The sequence below is a fragment of the Bradyrhizobium sp. UFLA05-125 genome, assembly GCF_059803515.1.
Map to the genome: position 1 here is coordinate 32610 of NZ_JBANBJ010000026.1, position 20177 is coordinate 52786.

Consider the following 20177-nt stretch of genomic DNA (forward strand, 5'->3'; position numbering starts at 1 on the left):
GCCGGACCGCTTCCGGCAGGAAACGACCAAAAAAGGGAAGGGACACGCGTATGAAGTTCCGCGCATTTCTGATCTCGACGGCTTTGGCTGCCGTCACCATCAGCTATGGGACGCTGGCGCACGCGGCGGACATCAAGGAAGTGCAGATGCTGCATTGGTGGACGTCAGGTGGCGAAGCGGCTGCGCTCGACGTCATCAAGCAGGCAGTCGCCAAGAAGGGATATGCCTGGAAGGACGTGCCGGTGGCGGGCGGCGGCGGCGGTGCGGCAATGACCACGCTGAAGGCCAATGTCGCCGCGGGTAATCCGCCGACGGCATCGCAGATCCTCGGCTACTACGCGCTCGAATACGCCGAGCAGGGTTCGCTTGCCGATATCTCGAATCTTGCGGACAAGGAAGGCTGGGACAAGGTCATTCCGGCGGCGCTGCAGAAGTTCGCCAAGACCAACGGCAAATGGGGCGCCGTTCCTGTCAACATCCACTCCGTCAACTGGATCTGGCTCAACAAGGCCGTCATGGAGAAAATTGGCGGAACGGAGCCGAAGAACTTCGATGAATTCGTCGCACTGCTCGACAAGGCGAAAAAGGCCGGCGTCGTTCCGCTCGCACTTGGCGGCCAGCCCTGGCAGGAAGCGACGATGTTCGATTCGATCGTCGCGTCGACCGGCGGCACTGAGTTCTACAAGAAGGCGTTCGTGGATCTCGACGAGAGCGCGCTCAAGTCGGACACGATGAAGAAGGCGTTCGACAACCTCGCCAAGCTGCGCGACTATGTCGACCCGAACTACACTGGTCGCGACTGGAACCTTGCCACTGCGATGGTGATCAAGGGCGATGCGCTCGTGCAGGTGATGGGCGACTGGGCCAAGGGCGAGTTCGCAGCAGCCCACAAGGAAGCCGGGAAGGACTTCCTCTGCTACCGCTTCCCGGGGACGGACGGGTCGGTGTTCTATAACTCCGACATGTTCGCCTTCTTCAAGGTCCCGGCGGATCGCCAGGCGGCGCAGCTCGCACTCGCGGAGGTGACGATGAGCCCCGACGTCCAGTCGGCGTTCAACGTCATCAAGGGCTCCGTCCCGGCGAGAACGGACGTTTCCGACGCTGCCTTCGACATCTGCGGCAAGAAGGGCATCGCGGACGTCAAGGCGGCCAACGCAAAGGGAACGTTCTTCGGCTCGCTTGCCCAGAACTACGCCCAGCCGCCGGCCATCGCCACGGCGTACTACGATGTCGTGACGAAGTTCATGCACGGCGGGATCAAGACGTCGGATATTGCCGTGACCGAGCTGGTGAAGGCAATCAACGCCGCCAAGTAGAGGCTCGGCGGCTCCTCTCCCGTTTGCGCTGCTCTGTAAACGGGAGAGGTTATCGAAATCGAAGTCATCGCTACGCCTGCGTCGCCGTCCAGGGCTCGTCGCGGCGACGGGGCGTGGCTTTCGGAGGATCATCATGACCGCGATGACCGAACGCGAGGCGGCAACCGCAATGGCCCGGCGGAAGCTAGGCCCGTCTCTGCGCGGGTGGTTCCAGGACTGGCTGCCACGGCTTGTGCTGGCGCCGTCATTCCTGCTCGTGCTGGTCTTCGTCTACGGCTTCAATCTCTGGACCCTGTTTCTGTCGTTCACGAGTTCGAAGGCGTTTCCGACCACAAACCTCATCGGCTTTACCAACTACATGAGGCTGTGGAACTGGACCTTCGAGACCGATCCGCCGTCGAACTGGTACACCGCCCTCGTCAACATGGGGCTGTTCGGCGGCCTTTACATCTTTTTCTGCCTGTTCCTCGGCCTGCTGCTGGCGATCCTGCTTGATCAGAAGATTCGTGGCGAAGGTATTTTGCGGCCGATCTATCTCTATCCGCTGGCACTGTCGTTCATCGTGACCGGCACGGCCTGGAAGCTGTTCCTGGATCCGCGCATCGGGCTCGAAAACGCCATGCATGATTGGGGATGGACCAGCTTCCATTTCGATTGGGTGGTCGATCCGCAGATGATGATCTATTGCGTCGCGATCGCCGGCATCTGGCAGAGCTCGGGCTTCGTCATGGCGATGTTTCTCGCCGGGCTTCGCGGTGTCGACGGCGAAATCCTCAAGGCGGCACAGATCGACGGCGCCTCGACCTACCAGACCTACCGCCGCATCGTCATTCCGATCATACGCCCGGTCTTCTTCTCGGCCCTGATCGTTCTGGCCCACATGGCGATCAAATCCTATGACCTCGTGCTGTCGGTGACCGGCAAGAATCCCGGCGGGGCGGCGGAGCTGCCGTCAACTTTCATGTATTCCTACACGTTCACCCGCAACCAGATGGCGGTCGGATCGGCCAGCGCGGTGATCATGCTGATGACGATCGCGGCAATCATGGTGCCCTACATCTACTCCGAAACCAGGGAGCAGAACCGATGAGCGCCGCGGATCTCATCACGTCAGCACCGGCGCGACGCGGTCCGGGTCATTCTCGGACGACACGGATCGTCATCTATGGCCTGTTGTTTCTGTTCGCGCTCGTCTATCTCGTGCCGCTCGTCGTCATGGTGATGACGTCGCTCAAGCCGCTGGATGAGGTCACCGGCGGCAACATGTTCGCGCTCCCGCGGCATCTGACGTTCGCGCCATGGTCCATGGCGTGGGGCGAGGCGCGCATCGGAGTGTCGGAGACGCGCGGGATCAGCGGTTATTTCTTCAATTCGGTGAAGATGGTCGTTCCGGCAGTCCTGATCTCGACTCTGCTAGGTGCCTTGAACGGGTATGTCCTGACCAAGTGGAGCTTTCCCGGCCACAAGCTCGTGTTCGGGATGATGCTGTTTGCCTGCTTCATCCCGTTCCAATCGGTCATCATCCCGATGGCCGTGATCCTCGGCATGCTCGGTCGCATCGGAGTTGATCTTGCTGACTTGACGGGCTGGTCGTTTGGTCTCGGCAACGCGACGGTCAATCTGGTGATCGTGCACGTCATCTATGGCCTCGGATTCACCACCCTGTTCTTCCGCAACTACTACGCGGCGTTTCCGTCCGAACTGGTCAAGGCCGCGATGATCGACGGTGCGAGCTTCTTCCAGATATTCCGCCGGATCCTGCTGCCGAACTCGACGCCGATCATCATCGTTACCGTGATCTATCAGTTTACCAACATCTGGAACGATTTCCTGTTCGGCTCGACCTTTGCTGCCGGCGATACCGCGCCAATGACGGTTGCGCTCAACAATCTCGTCAACACATCGACGGGTGTAGTCGAATACAACGTCAACATGGCGGCCGCGATCATCGCCGCCGCACCGACGCTGCTCGTCTATGTCATTGCCGGTCGATATTTTGTCCGCGGCCTGATGGCTGGCGCCGTGAAGGGATGAAGAGATGGCCACGCTCGAGATCAGCTCGCTTCGCAAACGCTTCGGGACGATCGAAGTCCTGAAGGGGATCGACATTACGCTCGAGAAGGGCGGCTTTCTGGTGTTGGTCGGCCCGTCCGGCTGCGGCAAGTCGACCCTGCTCAACACCATTGCAGGCCTGGAGGGGATCTCCTCGGGCGAGATCCGCATCGGCGGCGCTGTCGTCAATGACCTGCACCCGTCGAAGCGGGACATCGCAATGGTGTTCCAATCCTATGCGCTCTACCCGAACATGTCGGTCGCCGAGAACATGGGGTTCGGTATGGAGATGCGCGGTGTTCCGAAATCGGAGCGCGACAAGGCGGTGGCCGGGGTCGCGAAGACCTTGCAGATCGAACATCTCCTGTCGCGCCGGCCGAGCCAGCTCTCCGGCGGACAGAGACAGCGTGTCGCCATGGGACGAGCGCTCGTCAGGCGCCCGAGTGTCTTTCTGTTCGACGAGCCCTTATCGAACCTCGATGCCAAGCTGCGCGTCGACATGCGGGTCGAGATCAAGCGTCTGCATCAGACGACCGGCACGACGATCGTTTATGTCACGCACGATCAGATCGAGGCCATGACGCTGGCGACGAAGATTGCCGTGCTGAAGAATGGCGAACTGCAGCAGGTGGGAAGTCCGAGCGAAATCTATAATCGTCCCGCCAACATGTTCGTCGCGGACTTCATGGGATCTCCGGCGATGAACCTGCTGGAGGGCACGGTCACGCAGGCGGATGGCCAACAGCGGATCGCGCTCGCGCGCAAGGATGGGTCATCGATCATGCTGCCCGTGCCGGCGAGTGCCGATGCTGCCGGGCTCAAGGACGGTGCCAAGGTGATCTTCGGCATTCGTCCCGAGGCCGTGAACGATGACGAAAGCATGGACCGCAACGCCAGATCGGTTGTCCGGTTCGACGCCAACGTGGAGATCATCGAGCCTGCCGGATCGGACACCTATGTCGTCATCCGGGTCGCGGGCAAGGAGGTGACCGCCCGCATGCGTGCGGATGCCGACATCCGGCTCGGGCAACCGCACACTTTTGCGTTCAATCTCGACAAGGCGGTGCTGTTCGACCCAGCGACCACGCACCGCATCTGATCGAGCGCTGCGAGAGCCGCATGAAGATCACGGAGACAACCGATGTTCTCGTCATCGGTTCTGGAATGGGCGGTGCGACCTTTGCCGCCGGTCTCGCGCCTACCGGCGCAAAGATCGTGATCCTCGAGCGCGGCCAGCGCCTGCGCGACTGCGAGGCCGCGCGGGACGCGAGGGCAATCTTCCAGCGTGGGGTTTTCCGGCCGCAGGAGTCCTGGCTCGATGGGGCAGGGAAGGCCTTCAATCCCGGCAATTACTACTATGTGGGCGGCAATACCAAGCTGTACGGGGCGGTGCTGATCCGCTACCGCGCCGAGGACTTTGCTCCCATCGCGCATCGCGATGGAACGACGCCGGGCTGGCCGTTCAGCTATGGCGAACTGGAGCCATGGTATAGCCGTGCAGAGCAACTCTATAACGTGCGCGGCGCGCTCGGGAACGATTCCTCGGAGCCTTTTCACTCCGCACCTTACCCGTTCGGTCCGGTGCCGGATGAGCCGGCGATCGCCGCGGTACGAGAGCGGCTCAAGAAGATCGGGCTCAATCCGTTCTCACTGCCGCTCGGCATCGACATCGAGACATGGCTCAAACGCGCCAAGACACCCTGGGATGCATTCCCGGACGCCGGGCACGGCAAGATGGATGCCGAGTCCTGCGGGCTTGCCTGCGCTCTCGCCCACGACAATGTCGAACTGCGCGAAGGTGCACAGGTCGAGCGGCTTGTCGCCGAGCCGGACGGTAAACGCATCGCCGGCGTCGAGGTCATTCAGGCCGGTGAGCGGAGGATGATCTGTGCCCAGATCGTCGTGCTCGCGGCAGGCGCCGTCAATTCAGCCGCGCTGCTTCTGCGTTCGTCACAGGCCGGCATCGCCAACCGTTCCGATGCAGTCGGCCGCTACTTCATGAACCACAATGCCTCGGCTGTGCTGGCGATCGACCCGCGTGTCGTCAACGATTCGATCTACCAGAAGACGATCGGCGTCAATGATTTCTATCTCGATGATGGACGCGGCGGACCGCCGCTCGGCAACATTCAGCTGCTTGGACGTGTCACCGCGCCGATTCTGAAGGCCAACATGCCGCTCGCGCCGGAATTGGCGCTGGGCCTGATGAGCCGGCACGCGGTCGACTGGTACGCGATGAGCGAGGATCTGCCGAGCGCCGCGAGCCGTGTGACGGTCGATGGTGGAAATATCCGGCTCGACTGGCAGCGTTCGAACTGGACGACCCATCTGGCGCTGGTGGCAGCGTTGAGGGAACGGCTGCGTGCTGCAGGTTACCCGATCGTACTGTCAAAGGCGTTCGACCGGCGCACGCCCTCGCATCAGTGCGGGACGGTGCGCATCGGCCGCGATCCCGCGACATCACCGCTCGATCCGTTCTGTCGTGCCTTTGATCATCCCAATCTTTTCGTCGTCGATGCGTCGTTCCTGCCGACCTCGGCGGCGGTGAACCCGTCACTGACGATCGCCGCCCAGGCGTTGCGCGTCGCGGATCATGTTGCGAGGACCGACCTTCGAACTCATGATCTTCGAACTCTTGGGGACATGAGATGACGGTTTACGATTACATCATCGTCGGCGCCGGGTCCGCCGGCTGCGTGCTTGCCAACCGTCTGAGCGTCGATGCGTCGACGAAGGTGCTCCTGCTCGAGGCAGGCGGCAGCGACAACAACCCGCTGTTCGGCATGCCGGCGGGTTTTGCCAAGATGACCAGGGGCATTGCATCCTGGGGATACTCGACGGTACCCCAGCGCCACCTTGGCGGGCGGGTGCTGCGCTATACCCAGGCGAAGGTGCTCGGCGGCGGCTCCAGCATCAACGCGCAGGTCTATACCCGTGGTAACGCCCGAGACTATGATGGCTGGGCAGCGGATGGCGCGACAGGCTGGAGCTACGCGGATGTCTTGCCGTATTTCAAGCGCGCCGAAGACAACCAGCGCTTCGTCGATGCCTACCATGCGCGCGGTGGTCCGCTCGGCGTTTCGGTGCCGGTCAACCCGCTGCCGATCAGCGAGGCTTTTCTGCGAGCCGGGCAGGAATATGGAATTCAATACAATGCCGATTTCAATGGTGCGCGGCAGGAGGGCGTCGGCCACTATCAGGTGACGGTGCGAGATGCGCGGCGATGCTCGACCGCCACCGCCTATCTGAAGCCGATCCGTGGCCGACCGAATCTCACCGTCCTGACCGGCGCCTACAGCACCCGGATCGTGGTCGAGAATGGGCGTGCTGTGGGAATCGAGTCGGTGCGCGGAGGGGAGCGGGAGATCGTTCGGGCCGAACGGGAGGTCATCCTTGCGTCCGGCGCCATCGGATCGCCTCGTCTTCTGCTGCTATCGGGGATCGGTCCGGCCGACCATCTGAATTCAATCGGTGTCAAGCCGATCCACGATTTGCCCGGTGTGGGCGAGAACCTTCAGGATCATCTCGACCTCTATGCGATTGCGGAGTGCAAGGGCGACTTCACCTACGACAGCTATGCGAAGCTGCACCGCACGATCTGGGCGGGGCTGGAGTATCTGCTGTTCAAGCGCGGACCGGTCGCGTCCACCCTGTTTGAGACCGGGGGCTTCTGGTACGCCGACCCGGCGGCAAGAGCGCTGGAATGGCCGGACGTGCAATTCCACCTTGGCCTCGGTTCGGGAATCGAGGCGGGCGTGGAGAAGCTTGAGCATGCAGGCGTCACGCTCAATTCGGCATTCCTGCGGCCGAGCTCGCGTGGCACCGTGCGGCTTGCAAGCGGCGATCCTTCCGCGTCGCCCTTGATTGATCCAAATTACTGGTCCGATGCGCGTGATCGCTCTGCGGCGATCGAGGGGCTGAAGATGGCCCGTGAGATTCTCCGGCAACCCGCGCTCGAGCCGTTCGTCATGATCGAGCGGATGCCCGGTGTTGCGGCCACCAGCGAAGCCGCTCTCGCCGACTATGCGTATCGGACCTGCAAGACCGATCATCACCCCGTCGGCACCTGCCGAATGGGCACTGACGAGCTGGCGGTGGTCGATCCGTTGCTGAGGCTTCGTGGAATCGATGGTTTGCGGATTTGCGATGCTTCGGTGATGCCGCGCATCACCTCATCCAACACGAACGCCCCGACCATCATGATAGCGGAGAAGGCGGCAGATCTGATTCTCGGAAAGACGACTCTCTCTGCACCACACTTGGCGAACACCGACCGCAACGTGCTGAAGGGTTCGCTCAGTTGCCCTGCAGAATGAGTTCAAGCGGGCTTGCCCGCGAGAATGCGCCGGCAGGCGTCCACGAACACCTGGGCGCCGGTGACAATATCGGCGTCAGCCGTGTTCTCGGTCCAGTGATGGCTGATGCCGCCGATCGATGGCACGAACAGCATCGCGGCCGGCATGATGGTTGCGAGAACCTGGGCGTCGTGGCCGGCGCCGCTGGGCATGCGGGCGGAGCGTCCGTTCGCAAAGGCCTTGCTCGCAGCTTCAATGGTCTCCTGGAAGGGCGGATGCATTCTGGCGGGCACGCCGGTACGTAGCCGCTCCATGGTCGCGTGACAGGGGCCATTCGCGTTGGTCTCATCGATCATCGTCCGCAGCAGATCCTCCAGGCGGGCGATTACGGCCGGATCGTCGTCGCGGATCTGGAATAGCATCTCGGCGCCACCCGGAATGATGCTCGGTGCTCCCGGATCGAGCGTGATGCGGCCCGTTGTCCAGACTGTGCGTGGCCCTGCCACGGCCGGAAACCGCGCGTCGATCGCCACGCAGAATTTGGCCAGCGCCAAGCCTGCGTCCTTGCGCGAAGCCATGCGGGTCGTGCCCGCGTGGTTCTGCTCGCCGACGAAGTTGATGCGGTACTGCCAGATGCCCACGATCGAGGTGACTATGCCGATCGCAAGGCCGCTCGTCTCGAGCGCGTCGCCTTGCTCGATGTGGGCTTCCAGATATCCGATGTGGCGTCCTGGTTCAGCCCCGATACGCGCCCGGCCTGCAAGGCCCGCATCCGATAGTGCCTCGCGCATGCTCTGCCCGGTGGTGCGGTTGCGCGCGGCGTCGATGTCGGCTTCGCTGACGCCGCCGACATAGGACCGCGAGCCGAGGAAGTGACCGAAATGCCCTTCCTCGTCGCACCATGCCGCGACCTCGACGGCGCCGGGCAGCGACGGATCGGAGTTGATGACGCGGGCCGCCTCCAGCGCATAGACGACGCCAAGCGGACCATCGAGCCAGCCGGCGAAGTTCTGGCTTTCGAGGTGCGATCCGGCCAGCAGTTTCGGTCCCGCTCGCGTGCTCGTGCCAAGGATGTTGCCGATGCCGTCGATCGCACCGGTGAGACCGGCTTCGGGAAGCTTTTCGACCAGCCATGCAAGCGAGCGGCGATGCGGCTCGGACAAGGTCGGCTTGTGCACGCCAGTCTCGTAGGCGCCGATGGCGCGGAGCGCATTGAGGTCGGCGAGCACGCGCTCGCCATTGGCGATAGAACGATTGTCAGGCATGTTCGGCAACCTTCAATGCCTCGGTGCGGATTTCCTCGACGAGGCGCTCCTTGAGGCGGACGAACTCCGGCGTGGTCTTGATCTTGTAGGAGCGCGGATGCGGCAGGTCGACTGCAATCTCGGCCTTGATGCGGCCGGGCCGTGCGCTCATGACGATGACGCGGCTGCCGAGGAAAATCGCTTCCTCGATGTCGTGGGTCACGAACAGCACGGTCTTCTGGTCGCGCTCCCAGATCCCGAGCAGCATCTCCTGCATCAGCGCGCGGGTCTGGTTGTCGAGCGCGCCGAAGGGCTCGTCAAGCAGCAGTATCTTTGGATCATTGGCGAGCGCGCGCGCGATCGCGGTACGCTGCTGCATGCCGCCGGACAATTGCTTCGGCCAGTGACTTTCAAAGCCGGACAGCCCCACCTGGCGGATGAAGGCGTCAGCGATCTTGCCGCGCTCGTCTTGCGAAATGCCGCGCTCGCGCAGGCCAAAGGCGATGTTCTCCCGCACGGTAAGCCAGGGGAACAGCGTGTAGGACTGAAAAACCATGCCGCGATCCGCGCCGGGGCCGCTCACCTCGCGCCCGTCGAGGAGGACGCTCCCGCTGGTCGGCCGATCGAGACCGGCGACGATGCGGAGCAGGGTGGATTTGCCGCAGCCGGAAGGACCGAGGATGGTGACGAAGTCGTTGTCGCCGACGTCCAGGCTGGTCGGCTCGAGCGCCTTGGTCGGCGCATGGCCGGCGCGCGCAGGAAAGGTTCGTGAAACCTGATCGATCCTGAGCTTGGTCATGCGAGCTTCCACGGAAACAGCCACGCATTGAACGCCTTGAACAGGAAGTCGGAGACGAGGCCGATCAAGCCGATGACGATGATGCCGAAGATGATCTGCCCGGTGTTGAGCAGGGCCTGGCTGTCGGTGATCATGTGGCCGATGCCCGATGACGACCCGATCAATTCGGCGACGATCACATAGGTCCACGCCCAGCCCAGCACCAGCCGCAGGATTTCGGCGATCTCCGGGGCGGAGGAGGGCAGCAGCACGCGGCGGATGATGCCGCGGTCGCTGGCCCCTAACGTATAGGCCGCCTCGACCAGATCGCGCCGGGTGGCGCCGACGGTGACGGCCACCATCAGGATGACCTGAAACACCGAGCCGATGAAGATGACGAGCAGCTTTTGCAATTCGCCGATGCCGGCCCACAGGATCAGGAGCGGGATGAAGGCGGAGGCTGGCAAATATCGCGCGAAGGATACGAACGGCTCGAGAAAGGCCTCGATCGGCTTGTAGGCGCCCATCAGCACGCCGAGGGGCACGGCAATGACGGCTGCAAGCGCAAAGCCGCCGACGACGCGCCAGACCGTCATGCCGATGTCGAACAGGAAGCCGTGCCGGGTCAGGAGCTCAAAGCCCTCCTGCACCATGGTCAGCGGGTTCGCGAGGAAGGTTTTTGATACATGGCCCCCGAAGGTCGCCCAGGACCACAAGGCAACGAACAGCACGAAGAACGCGAGGCCGTAAGCCGTACGTTGCTTCGCAGTCACGGGATCGAGGGGACGCATCACGGGCGAGGTTTCCGGACGAAGCGAGATCATGCACCGGTTCGCTTCATGCGAAGCGAACCGGCCTGGCGCTGGCGGTGACTACTTGATGAAGCTCGCGTCGAAGAGATCCTCAACCTTGGGCGCCTGCTTGATGATGCCGATCTCGAGCAGCAGTTCCGCGGCATCCTTGTTGAAGCCCAGGAACTCGCCGCCAAAGAACTTCTGGTTCGCGGCCTTGTCCTGCCAGCGCAGATACTTCGCCGAGTTGCCGAACTGCTCGCCGGTCTGCTTCACGTCCGCGCCCATGATCTCATAGGCCTTGGTCTGATCCTTCGCGATCATGTCGAGCGCCTCGAAATAGCTGTCGGCCAGCGCCTGGGCTGCCTTGGGATTCTCGCTGAGGAATTTCGGCGTGCAGCCGAACGTGTCCATCACCATCGGATAGTCGAGCGTGGTGGCTATGATCTTGCCCTTGTCGGGCGCGGCGCGCACCGTCGAAAGATAGGGCTCATAGGTCATCGCGGCATCGTTCTGGCCGGAGACGAAAGCCTGCGCGGCCGCGGCCGGCTCGAGGTTCACGACCGTGACGTCCTTCACGGAGAGGCCGTTCTTCTTGAGCATCCACGCCAGCGCGAAATAGGGTGAGGTGCCGGGCGCGGAGGCGGCGACCGTCTTGCCCTTCAGATCCTTGATCGCCGCGAGATCGTTGCGCACCGCCATGCCGTCGGCGCCGTAGCTCTTGTCGAGCTGGAAGATCTGCTTGGTCGCGACGCCGTTGGCGTTCCAGGAGATCCAGGTCTCGACCGTTGTCGCCGCGCACTGGACGTCGCCGGAGGCGATGGCGAGGTGGCGATCCTTCTGCGGGATCTTCTTGATCGTGACGTCGAGGCCGTTCTTCTTGAAGATGCCAGCCTCCTTGGCGAGCGTCAGTGGCGCAAAGCCGGTCCATCCGGAGATGCCGACGCCGACCTTGACGTCGTCGGCGAGCGCCGGCGTCGCCACTGCGAGAGCAATGATGGCTGCGAATGCTTTTGTGTTACGCATGATTGTTGTCCTCTTGCCGATCGATGTGCTGAACGAACTTGATCTCACCACGTTGCATGAATTGTGCCGCTTGCGACGTCGCCGCTCAACCTCCCTTGAAACGGGCGACGAGACGGTGGGACTCGCCGGGATAGAGCAGCCGCACAGCGGTCAGCGTCCGCGCGCTGCGCCAGGTGTAGCGGTCGATCACCAGGCAGGGCGCGCCGACGGCGATGCCGAGCGCGTCCGCGGTGCGATCATCTGCAACGACGGCGCTGATCGTATGCTCGGCTTCTGTCCATGGGACATGATGAAGCAGCCACGAGCCGGGCGGCTCGGCCGCAAAGTCGGCGTGTGCTGCTTCCGGTACGGCCTCGAGATCGATCAGCCTGTCCTCGAGCGCGAACGGCACGTTATCGGCGCTGTGGCGGCAGGTGATCGCGATCACCTTGCCCGTCTTGCGCACCCCGAGACGGGCGCGATCCGCAGCACTTGCGGTGCGGCGCGTGCATTGGACGAGCTGATAGCCATAGCCGCGGCCGAGCGCGGTGATCTCCGCGCGAATGTCCGCGATCTTGAGCACCGCGGACAGATGCTGTGGACGGCGGACGAAAGTGCCGGCCCGCCGGCGCCGCTCGATCAGATCGGCCTGCGCAAGCTCCGAGAGAGCCTTGTTCACCGTCATGCGCGAGCAGCGATAGCGCGCCATCAATTGATGCTCGAACGGAATGCGATGACCCGGCGGCCACTCGCCCGTCAAGATCCTGGTCTCGATGTCGCGCCTGATCTGCTTGTAAAGCGTCGGCTTGTCGTCGAGCTTGTCGGTGGCAAGGCTCATGCGATGAGCCTCCGCACCGTCGTGTTGAAGCGTTCCCGCGCCGAGCGGCGAAGCATATGTTGCCCGCCTTCGACGACCTTCCTGCCGCTGGCCCAGACACAATCGATCGCGCCTTTGCCCGCCGCAAAGATCCAGCCGTCCAGAACGGCGTCACCACGGCGCCCGGCAAGCGATGGATGCGTCGTGTCGAGAGCGACGATGTCGGCGCGCGCGCCGGCTTTCAGTCCCACGACGGCTTGCGCGAGCGCTTGGCCGCCGCCGGCCAAAGCGCCGTCGAGCAGAGCGCGTCCGGTCGACACACCGGGTCCGTTCGACAGCACGTTGCGCTCGCGGTGCTTCAGCCGCTGGCCATATTCGAGCTGGCGCAGCTCATCGGCAATGCCGACCAGGACATTGGAGTCGGTGCCGACGCCGAACCGGCCCTGGGCATCGAGGAATTCGCGCGCGGGAAAAATACCGTCGCCTAGGCTCGCTTCGGTCATGGGGCAGAGCCCCACGACTGCGCCTGTCCTCGCGAGCGAAGCGACTTCCGTTGGCGTCGTATGGGTCGCGTGAATGATACACCAGCGCCGATCGAGAGGAGCGTGTTCGAGCAGCCATTCCACGGGACGCTTGCCGGACCAGGCGAGGCAATCCTCCACCTCTTTGGTTTGCTCTGCAGCGTGGATATGGATCGGACCGCCGTCCGCGAGGGGAACGATCGCGGCCAGCTCGTCCGGCGTCACGGCGCGCAGGCTGTGCGGCGCAATGCCAATATTGGCGCCGGGCAACCTGCTGACGGCCTGACGCGAAGCGGCAAGCAATTTTGCAAACTGGTCGACCGAGCAGATGAAACGGCGCTGGCCGGCATGTGGCGCAGCTCCCCCGAACGTGCCGTGCGCATAAAAGCTCGGCAGCAGGGTGAGGGCGATCCCCGCAGTTTCGGCGGCCTGGGCGATGCGCATCGCCATTTCCGCCGGGTTGGCGTAGGCCGCGCCGTCGTGATCGTGGTGCAGATAGTGGAACTCGCCGACGCGGGTAAAACCCTGCTCGAGCATCTCGACATAGAGCTGGGTGGCGACGCTCTCGACGTCATCGGGCGTCATCGTGAGCGCGAAGCGATACATCGTCTCGCGCCAGGTCCAGAACGTGTCCGCGGTGTTGCCGCGCGTCTCGGCGAGCCCCGCCATGCCGCGCTGGAACGCGTGGCTATGCAGGCTCGCGATTCCAGGAATGGCGAGTTGATGGCGCTCGTCTCCGGCCGCAGGCGCGACGCCTGCTGTGACTTCGGCGATGGTGCCGTCGGTGACGACGACCTGCACGTCGTCGGCCCAGCCCGAGGGCAGCAGCGCGGATGCGAAATGCAGTCGTGTCATGTTTCCTGCCGGCTGGACAGAACCATGCCACGATTATATGTCTAGACATATAAGTCAAGCGTCCGGCAGCGAAGGAACACCTGCATGGCAGAGCGCTTCGATCGGATCTGGCACAACGCCCGCCTCGCCACGATGCGGGACGATCTGCCCGATCTTGGCGAGATCGCGCATGGCCTGGTCGCGGCGCGCGATGGCCGCATCGCGTACGCCGGCGCTGTCGCGGACTTTCCGGCGGATGCCGACGCGGCGGAGTGGATCGACTGCTCGGGGCGGTGGATCACGCCTGGCCTCGTCGATTGCCACACGCATCTGGTCTACGGCGGCAATCGCGCGCGCGAATTCGAGCTGCGGCTCACGGGCGCCAGCTACGAAGAGATCGCACGCGCCGGCGGCGGCATCGTCTCAACGGTTGCGGCAACGCGGGCGGCGAGCGAGGCGGAGCTCGTTGTGAGTGCGCTGCCGAGGCTAGATGCGCTGATCGGTGAGGGCGTAACGACGCTCGAGATCAAGTCGGGTTATGGTCTCAACACGGTAACCGAGATGCGGCAGCTCAGTGCCGCCCGCGCGCTCGCGCGCGTCCGGCCGGTTGCAATCCGCACGAGTTTCCTCGGCGCGCACGCGCTTCCCGTTGAAGCTGGCGGCGACAAGGATCGCTACATTGATCTGGTGTGCCGCGAGATGCTGCCAGCGGTGGCGCAGGCCAGGCTTGCCGACGCTGTCGATGCGTTCATGGAAGGCATCGCGTTCTCGGCAGAGCAAACGGCGCGTGTGTTCGCGGCGGCAAAAGCGCTCGGTTTGCCGGTGAAGCTGCACGCCGATCAACTCTCCAATCTCGGCGGTGCAGGGCTCGCCGCGACATTCTCGGCGCTGTCCGCAGATCATCTCGAGCACACCGATGAGCGAGGCGCGACAGCGCTGGCGCAGGCGGGAACGGTAGCCGTCCTGTTGCCGGGTGCCTTCTATTTCATCCGCGAAACGCAAAAACCGCCGCTCGAGCTGTTCCGCAAGCATGGCGTCAGGATCGCGCTCGCGACCGACTGCAATCCCGGCAGCTCGCCGCTCACCTCGCTGCTGCTCACGATGAACATGGGCGCAACGCTGTTCCGAATGACGGTCGTCGAATGCCTCGCCGGCGTGACGCGCGAGGGGGCGCGCGCACTGGGCATGCTTTCGGAAATGGGCACGTTAGAGGCTGGCAAAGGGTGCGACCTCGCGATCTGGGACGTCGAGCGGCCGGCCGAGCTCGTCTACCGGATTGGCTTCAATCCGTTGCATCGCCGCGTCTGGAGAGGCCAGTGAACGGCGCTGCGACACCAATCGTTGTCACACCCGGCCGCGTCAGCCTCGGCGATCTCGCGCAGGTGCTGGCGGGCGCGACCGTAGAGCTCGATCCGTCATTCTGGCCGGCGGTCGACGCGGCGTCGGCGATCGTGGCCGCGGCCGCGCAGGCGCCTGCACCAGCCTACGGCATCAACACCGGGTTCGGAAAGCTCGCCTCGAAGCGGATCTCGCCCGACCAGACGGCGACGCTTCAGCACAATCTGATCGTGTCGCATTGCTGCGGGGTGGGACAGCCGACGCCGCAGCCGGTGGTGCGGCTGATGATGGCGCTGAAAATCATCTCGCTGGGGCGTGGCGCATCAGGGGTGCGGCGGGAGGTCATCGCGCAGCTCGAAGCGATGCTCGCGCGCGGCATCTGCCCGCTGGTGCCGCAGCAGGGCTCGGTTGGCGCCTCCGGCGATCTGGCGCCGCTCGCGCACATGGCCGCAGTCATGATCGGCGAAGGGCAGGCGCTGGTGGGCGGAACGATCATACCGGGCGGCGAGGCCCTGGCCCGCGCCGGTCTCGCGCCATTGACGCTTGGTCCCAAGGAAGGCCTCGCACTCATCAACGGCACGCAATTCTCCACGGCTTATGCGATCTCCGGCCTGCTGCGCGCACACGCGCTGGCCTGCGCATCGCTGGTGACCGGCGCGCTGTCCGTCGATGCGGCGATGGCCTCGACGGTGCCGTTTCGTTCCGAGATCCAGGCGCTGCGCGGCCATGCCGGACAGGTCGCCGCCGGCGCAACGCTGATGGCCCTGCTGGAGGGCAGCGATATCCGTCAGTCGCATCTGGAAGGCGACGAGCGGGTGCAGGATCCCTATTGCCTGCGCTGCCAGCCGCAAGTCGCCGGTGCCGCGCTCGACGTACTGGCGCAGGCCGCGCGCACCCTGATAATCGAGGCCAATTCGGTCACGGACAACCCGCTGGTGCTGGTCGAGACCGGCGAGATCGTGTCGGGCGGCAATTTCCACGCCGAGCCGGTCGCCTTTGCCGCTGACGGAATCGCGCTCGCGCTGTCTGAAATCGGTGCCATCAGCGAACGGCGCATCGCAACGCTGGTCGATCCCGCGCTGAACTTCGGCCTGCCGCCGTTCCTCACGCCCGATCCCGGCCTCAACTCCGGCTTCATGATCGCCGAGGTGACGGCGGCGGCGCTCTACGCCGAGAACAAGCAGCGCGCCGCGCCGTGCTCGATCGATTCGACGCCGACCAGCGCCAATCAGGAAGATCATGTGTCGATGGCCGCGCATGCCGCGCGGCGGCTCTCCGACATGGCGGATAATCTCGCCTCCATCCTCGGCATCGAGCTGTTGGTCGCCGCGCAGGGCATTACGCTGCGCCTGCCGCATTTGACCAGCCCCGCACTGGCGGCCGTCATCGCCGCCTTGCGCGAGGACGTGCCGGCGCTCGGACCCGACCGCTACATGGCCGACGACCTTGCCAAAGCCAAGGCGATGGTCGAGGCCGGCGCGCTGCCGCGCATGGCGAGCGCGGTGCTCGCGAAAGATCCGTTTCCATTGCTTGCCTGAGAGGTCGCCCGATGAATCGCCGATTGGACAACGAACGCACGATCCGCGCCCCACGCGGCTCCGACATCAGCGCCAAGAGCTGGCTGACGGAGGCACCGCTGCGCATGCTCATGAACAATCTCGATCCCGATGTCGCCGAGCGGCCGGGCGAGCTCGTCGTCTATGGCGGGATCGGCCGGGCGGCGCGCGACTGGGAGAGTTTTGACCGGATCGTTGCGTCGCTGCGCAAGCTCGAGGGCGACCAGACGCTGCTCGTTCAGTCGGGCAAGCCGGTCGGCATCTTCCGCACCCATGCCGATGCGCCGCGGGTGCTGATCGCGAATTCCAATCTCGTGCCGCACTGGGCGACGCTCGATCACTTCAACGCACTCGACAAGGCCGGGCTGATGATGTTCGGCCAGATGACGGCAGGCTCGTGGATCTATATCGGCAGCCAGGGCATCGTGCAGGGGACATACGAGACCTTCGTCGAGGTCGGGCGGCGCCATTATGGCGGCAGCCTTGCCGGCAAATGGATTTTGACGGCGGGCCTCGGTGGCATGGGCGGCGCGCAGCCGTTGGCGGCAACGATGGCCGGTGCATCGCTGCTCGCGATCGAGTGCCAGCCGAGCCGCATCGAGATGCGCCTGCGCACCGGCTATCTCGATCGCCAGGCGAGCTCGCTGGATGAAGCACTCGCACTGATGGCGGACGCCGCGCAAACCAGGAAGCCCGTCTCGGTCGGGCTGCTTGGCAACGCCGCCGACATCTTCCCCGAGCTCGTGCGCCGCGGCGTCAAGCCCGACATCGTGACCGATCAGACCAGCGCCCACGATCCGATCAACGGCTACTTGCCGAAGGGATGGACGCTTGCGGAGTGGGAGGCGAGGCGCAAGGACGATCCGAAGGCGGTTGAGCTCGCGGCAAAATCCTCCATGGTCGACCACGTCAAGGCGATGCTGGAATTCCACGCGCAAGGGCTTCCCACGCTCGACTACGGCAACAACATCCGCCAGATGGCGAAGGACATGGGATTGAACAACGCGTTCGATTTCCCCGGCTTCGTGCCGGCCTATATCCGTCCGCTGTTCTGCCGCGGCGTCGGGCCGTTTCGCTGGGCGGCGCTGTCGGGCGATCCCGAGGATATTTTCAAGACCGACGCACGGGTGAAGGAGCTGATGCCGCACGACAAGCACCTGCACAATTGGCTCGACATGGCAAAGGCGCGCATCAAGTTTCAGGGGCTGCCGGCGCGGATCTGTTGGGTCGGTCTCGGTGACCGGCATCGGCTTGGGCTCGCCTTCAACGAGATGGTGGCGCGCGGTGAAGTGAAGGCGCCGATCGTGATCGGCCGCGACCATCTCGACAGCGGCTCGGTGGCAAGCCCGAACCGCGAAACCGAGGCGATGCGCGACGGTTCGGACGCGGTGTCGGACTGGCCGCTGCTCAATGCGCTGCTGAATTGTGCCAGCGGAGCCACCTGGGTGTCGCTGCATCACGGCGGCGGCGTCGGCATCGGCTATTCGCAACATGCCGGCATGGTGATCGTCGCCGACGGCACTGCGGAGGCCGCCCGCCGCCTCGAACGCGTGCTGTGGAATGATCCGGCGAGCGGCGTCATGCGTCACGCGGACGCCGGCTACGAGACCGCGATCGACTGCGCTCGCGCAAACGGGCTCGATCTGCCGAGCCTGGCAGGTTAGCGGGCCAGCGTCTCCAAGGGAGTCTCCTTGACCGTCGCGCGGTTGAGCTGCTCAGCGATTCCGGCTCATTGGCTGTCCGGACACCAGATCGATGAAATGGACGCGCGCGCAGGCGGGGCAGGTGAAGGCCTCAAAACTCCGCCCCTCGGCGCCCTGCTGCTTTTCCAAATGAGTTTGCACATTCAAGCCCGTCTGCGGGCAACGAAAAACGATCAAATCGGCCATCGGCACAGCATGGACGGATGGCTTGTTTCGTCCTTGATCTGGATCAGTTTTGGAATCGTCTTTCGTCCGACGACGCTATCTCGCATATGCGAAGGGGCCCCGAAGGGCCCCTCAAAATCTCACCAACGGCGATAGCCATAATAGCGAGGACCGTAATAGCGCGGTCCATAATATCTGGGCCCGTAATAGGGTGCATAGCCGTAGCCATAATAGTAGGACGGCTGCCGCCAACAGCGCCCCCAGGCGTCGCAGACCAAGCGAACCTGCTGGGCATCCGGTGTCACCTGCGGGGCGGGTGCGACCGGCATGGCGGACGCGGCCGGCGATGCCGCGACCGCTGCGAACAACGATGCGGCAACGAGGCCAATTCCAAGCTTCATGATGTATTCCTCCGATTACGGGAACCCAGATATCAGAATTGGTTCTGATGAAATTGTGGCAGAGCCGAAATGTAATGCTGATGAACAAATCTTCAGCCGGGCGGTCACCGCCCAATTCCGCCCCCAATCCAGCACGCCGTCGAGTGGAGACAACGGCTCTGCGCCGCTTTGATACTTGATCTTGCGCAATTCGCGTGCCCTCCGGCACTTATAGTCTGCTTGGTGTGAGTGCGGCGGCGATACGCCGGTCCCTCAAGAAGGTGAAGCACCATGCGGACCATTCCCAGCCTGTCGATCTCGCCCGAAAAGGTCTTCTTCATCATCGCGAAGTCTCGCCAGTCCGACAGTGGGGCAGACGGTGGTGGCGTCATCCTGGACAGCGGCGACGATGACATGAGTTATGGCCGCGGCGGCCGGGGAGAGGCGACCGACCGCGCGGAGCTGGCCGGCTTCATACGCGACCTCAATGTCGACGAGCAGATTGATCTCGTGGCGCTGACGTGGCTCGGCCGCGGTGACGGCGACCTTTCGACCTGGCCCGAGCTGCAGTCCCAGGCGGCGCAGGCTCACAACAATCGTACCGCCTCCTATCTGATCGCGACGCCGATGCTCGCGGACTATCTGGAGGAGGCGATGACGCAGTTCGGCAAGTCCTTCGAGGAGTTCGAAGAGCATCTCTGACCGGCCGGTGACCGGGGCGGTGACCGGCCGGCGTGCATCGTTTTGCGCGGGGTGGTCTTTCGCGGCGCCCGCGCCATTCCTGGAGTACTGCAATGACCAGCTCGGTCGAGCAGACCGACTGGCATGACGAGGCGGAGCGTGCCTTCCTGAAGAGCCTGGCCGGCCGACTCGATAGCGCGGTCACATCCGGCGAGACCGCGGCGCTGGCCATGGTGGTGGCCTCACCCGTGCGCTCGGCATGATCCGGGCCGAATACTCGGCCGCAGTGCGCAAGACGCTGAATGGCGAGGTCGGCAAGGACCTCGTCAGGCTGCAGGTTTATGAGATCGAGCAGCAGCTCCTGGCGTCCGGCGCGACGCGATAGGTTTGCGCCGGCAGCGCGTCAGCGTCCCTCAGAAGCAGGGATGCCGGCGCCGATCCTGGCCGATATAGGCGGCCGAGCCCTGGTAACAGTGGTTGGTCGACGGCCCGTCGTAATAGGCGAAGCGGCCGGACGTGACTCCCGGACCGTAATTGTGGATGTAGCTGATCGGGTAGGGCAGCGGATTGGCGTAGTGGTGGTGATACCGGTGATGGACCCGCGCCTCGGACAGGCTCGGGGCGAGCGTCACCACCGACAGGGCGGCGACCGCCGCAAGGCACTTCAACTTGCTCATCTTGATTCTCCGGAAGCCGACCTG

At 64.0% G+C, this 20177-nt stretch carries 19 protein-coding genes and 1 pseudogene; 11 read left to right on the top strand and 9 right to left on the bottom strand.

The window, feature by feature from the left end; genetic code table 11:
* Nucleotides 1–50: 50 nt before the first annotated feature.
* The 6 genes from SO156_RS22620 (at nt 51) to SO156_RS22645 (ending at nt 7684) form a co-directional block, all read left to right on the top strand.
* Entirely contained in the window at nt 51–1316 is a 1266-nt protein-coding gene (locus SO156_RS22620) for an ABC transporter substrate-binding protein (RefSeq protein WP_458148688.1), read from the top strand.
* Nucleotides 1317–1458: 142 nt separating this feature from the next.
* Nucleotides 1459–2406, top strand: coding sequence for a carbohydrate ABC transporter permease (locus tag SO156_RS22625; protein WP_498536318.1), 948 nt, complete (start codon nt 1459–1461; stop codon nt 2404–2406).
* Complete coding sequence (locus SO156_RS22630) at nt 2403–3350, top strand: carbohydrate ABC transporter permease (RefSeq protein ID WP_458148687.1); 948 nt, start codon at nt 2403–2405, stop codon at nt 3348–3350. The genes SO156_RS22625 and SO156_RS22630 overlap by 4 nt, the downstream gene beginning before the upstream one ends.
* Nucleotides 3351–3354: 4 nt before the next feature.
* The gene (locus tag SO156_RS22635) at nt 3355–4467 is read left to right on the top strand and encodes an ABC transporter ATP-binding protein (RefSeq protein WP_458148686.1); all 1113 of its coding nucleotides are present in this window, start codon (nt 3355–3357) and stop codon (nt 4465–4467) included.
* Between the two features lie 20 nt (nt 4468–4487).
* Nucleotides 4488–6020, top strand: a complete 1533-nt coding sequence (locus SO156_RS22640; RefSeq protein WP_498536279.1) for an FAD-dependent oxidoreductase — start codon at nt 4488–4490, stop codon at nt 6018–6020.
* A complete protein-coding gene (locus tag SO156_RS22645; RefSeq protein ID WP_498536280.1) occupies nt 6017–7684 on the top strand; it encodes a GMC family oxidoreductase in 1668 nt (555 codons plus the stop codon). Before SO156_RS22640 ends, SO156_RS22645 begins: the two co-directional genes overlap by 4 nt.
* 2 nt (nt 7685–7686) lie before the next feature.
* Here the strand turns inward: SO156_RS22645 and SO156_RS22650 are convergent, their stop codons facing one another.
* From SO156_RS22650 to SO156_RS22675, 6 genes are all read right to left on the bottom strand, one after another.
* Nucleotides 7687–8928 (bottom strand): Zn-dependent hydrolase, encoded by a 1242-nt coding sequence (locus tag SO156_RS22650; RefSeq protein ID WP_498536281.1) that lies wholly within the window; start codon nt 8926–8928, stop codon nt 7687–7689.
* Complete coding sequence (locus SO156_RS22655; RefSeq protein ID WP_458148682.1) at nt 8921–9706, bottom strand: ABC transporter ATP-binding protein; 786 nt, start codon at nt 9704–9706, stop codon at nt 8921–8923. The genes SO156_RS22650 and SO156_RS22655 overlap by 8 nt, the downstream gene beginning before the upstream one ends.
* On the bottom strand, nt 9703–10476 hold the full coding sequence (locus SO156_RS22660; RefSeq protein ID WP_027525944.1) for an ABC transporter permease: 774 nt from the start codon (nt 10474–10476) through the stop codon (nt 9703–9705). The genes SO156_RS22655 and SO156_RS22660 overlap by 4 nt, the downstream gene beginning before the upstream one ends.
* 81 nt (nt 10477–10557) lie before the next feature.
* A complete protein-coding gene (locus tag SO156_RS22665; protein ID WP_458148681.1) occupies nt 10558–11502 on the bottom strand; it encodes an ABC transporter substrate-binding protein in 945 nt (314 codons plus the stop codon).
* Between the two features lie 85 nt (nt 11503–11587).
* A complete protein-coding gene (gene hutC / locus SO156_RS22670; RefSeq protein ID WP_458148680.1) occupies nt 11588–12319 on the bottom strand; it encodes a histidine utilization transcriptional repressor HutC in 732 nt (243 codons plus the stop codon).
* Nucleotides 12316–13674, bottom strand: coding sequence for a formimidoylglutamate deiminase (locus tag SO156_RS22675; RefSeq protein WP_458148679.1), 1359 nt, complete (start codon nt 13672–13674; stop codon nt 12316–12318). Before SO156_RS22675 ends, hutC begins: the two co-directional genes overlap by 4 nt.
* An 84-nt stretch (nt 13675–13758) precedes the next feature.
* Here SO156_RS22675 and hutI point away from each other — a divergent pair, with 84 nt between their 5' ends.
* From hutI to hutU, 3 genes are read left to right on the top strand one after another with little or no spacing between them, the layout of a single operon-like run.
* Nucleotides 13759–14973: an imidazolonepropionase gene (gene hutI / locus SO156_RS22680; RefSeq protein ID WP_498536282.1), complete on the top strand. Its 1215-nt coding sequence runs from the start codon at nt 13759–13761 to the stop codon at nt 14971–14973.
* The gene (gene hutH, locus SO156_RS22685) at nt 14970–16529 is read left to right on the top strand and encodes a histidine ammonia-lyase (RefSeq protein ID WP_498536283.1); all 1560 of its coding nucleotides are present in this window, start codon (nt 14970–14972) and stop codon (nt 16527–16529) included. Before hutI ends, hutH begins: the two co-directional genes overlap by 4 nt.
* An 11-nt stretch (nt 16530–16540) precedes the next feature.
* Nucleotides 16541–18211, top strand: coding sequence for a urocanate hydratase (gene hutU, locus SO156_RS22690; RefSeq protein WP_498536284.1), 1671 nt, complete (start codon nt 16541–16543; stop codon nt 18209–18211).
* 51 nt (nt 18212–18262) lie between these two features.
* Here the strand turns inward: hutU and SO156_RS22695 are convergent, their stop codons facing one another.
* Nucleotides 18263–18436, bottom strand: coding sequence for a hypothetical protein (locus tag SO156_RS22695; RefSeq protein ID WP_458148675.1), 174 nt, complete (start codon nt 18434–18436; stop codon nt 18263–18265).
* Between the two features lie 119 nt (nt 18437–18555).
* Nucleotides 18556–18816, bottom strand: a complete 261-nt coding sequence (locus tag SO156_RS22700; RefSeq protein ID WP_498536285.1) for a hypothetical protein — start codon at nt 18814–18816, stop codon at nt 18556–18558.
* 270 nt (nt 18817–19086) lie between these two features.
* On the opposite strand from SO156_RS22700, the gene SO156_RS22705 reads away from it, so the two are divergent.
* Nucleotides 19087–19497, top strand: coding sequence for a DUF3775 domain-containing protein (locus SO156_RS22705; protein WP_458148673.1), 411 nt, complete (start codon nt 19087–19089; stop codon nt 19495–19497).
* Nucleotides 19498–19595: 98 nt separating this feature from the next.
* A pseudogene (locus tag SO156_RS22710) lies at nt 19596–19861 on the top strand (host attachment protein); the annotation flags it as partial.
* A gap of 28 nt (nt 19862–19889) precedes the next feature.
* Here SO156_RS22710 and SO156_RS22715 read toward each other — a convergent pair.
* Nucleotides 19890–20153: a hypothetical protein gene (locus tag SO156_RS22715; RefSeq protein ID WP_458148672.1), complete on the bottom strand. Its 264-nt coding sequence runs from the start codon at nt 20151–20153 to the stop codon at nt 19890–19892.
* Between the last annotated feature and the right edge of the window lie 24 nt (nt 20154–20177).

Bases quoted from the DNA above. Each gene is read 5' to 3' on its own strand.
- SO156_RS22665 (WP_458148681.1), bottom strand. From the start codon at position 11,502: ATGCGTAACACAAAAGCATTCGCAGCCATCATTGCTCTCGCAGTGGCG.
- hutU (WP_498536284.1), top strand. From the start codon at position 16,541: ATGAATCGCCGATTGGACAACGAACGCACGATCCGCGCCCCACGCGGC.
- hutI (WP_498536282.1), top strand. From the start codon at position 13,759: ATGGCAGAGCGCTTCGATCGGATCTGGCACAACGCCCGCCTCGCCACG.
- SO156_RS22695 (WP_458148675.1), bottom strand. From the start codon at position 18,436: ATGGCCGATTTGATCGTTTTTCGTTGCCCGCAGACGGGCTTGAATGTG.
- SO156_RS22715 (WP_458148672.1), bottom strand. From the start codon at position 20,153: ATGAGCAAGTTGAAGTGCCTTGCGGCGGTCGCCGCCCTGTCGGTGGTG.
- SO156_RS22650 (WP_498536281.1), bottom strand. From the start codon at position 8,928: ATGCCTGACAATCGTTCTATCGCCAATGGCGAGCGCGTGCTCGCCGAC.
- SO156_RS22625 (WP_498536318.1), top strand. From the start codon at position 1,459: ATGACCGAACGCGAGGCGGCAACCGCAATGGCCCGGCGGAAGCTAGGC.
- SO156_RS22640 (WP_498536279.1), top strand. From the start codon at position 4,488: ATGAAGATCACGGAGACAACCGATGTTCTCGTCATCGGTTCTGGAATG.
- SO156_RS22655 (WP_458148682.1), bottom strand. From the start codon at position 9,706: ATGACCAAGCTCAGGATCGATCAGGTTTCACGAACCTTTCCTGCGCGC.
- SO156_RS22635 (WP_458148686.1), top strand. From the start codon at position 3,355: ATGGCCACGCTCGAGATCAGCTCGCTTCGCAAACGCTTCGGGACGATC.
- SO156_RS22700 (WP_498536285.1), bottom strand. From the start codon at position 18,816: ATGAAGCTTGGAATTGGCCTCGTTGCCGCATCGTTGTTCGCAGCGGTC.
- hutC (WP_458148680.1), bottom strand. From the start codon at position 12,319: ATGAGCCTTGCCACCGACAAGCTCGACGACAAGCCGACGCTTTACAAG.
- SO156_RS22630 (WP_458148687.1), top strand. From the start codon at position 2,403: ATGAGCGCCGCGGATCTCATCACGTCAGCACCGGCGCGACGCGGTCCG.
- SO156_RS22675 (WP_458148679.1), bottom strand. From the start codon at position 13,674: ATGACACGACTGCATTTCGCATCCGCGCTGCTGCCCTCGGGCTGGGCC.
- SO156_RS22660 (WP_027525944.1), bottom strand. From the start codon at position 10,476: ATGCGTCCCCTCGATCCCGTGACTGCGAAGCAACGTACGGCTTACGGC.
- SO156_RS22645 (WP_498536280.1), top strand. From the start codon at position 6,017: ATGACGGTTTACGATTACATCATCGTCGGCGCCGGGTCCGCCGGCTGC.
- SO156_RS22705 (WP_458148673.1), top strand. From the start codon at position 19,087: ATGCGGACCATTCCCAGCCTGTCGATCTCGCCCGAAAAGGTCTTCTTC.
- SO156_RS22620 (WP_458148688.1), top strand. From the start codon at position 51: ATGAAGTTCCGCGCATTTCTGATCTCGACGGCTTTGGCTGCCGTCACC.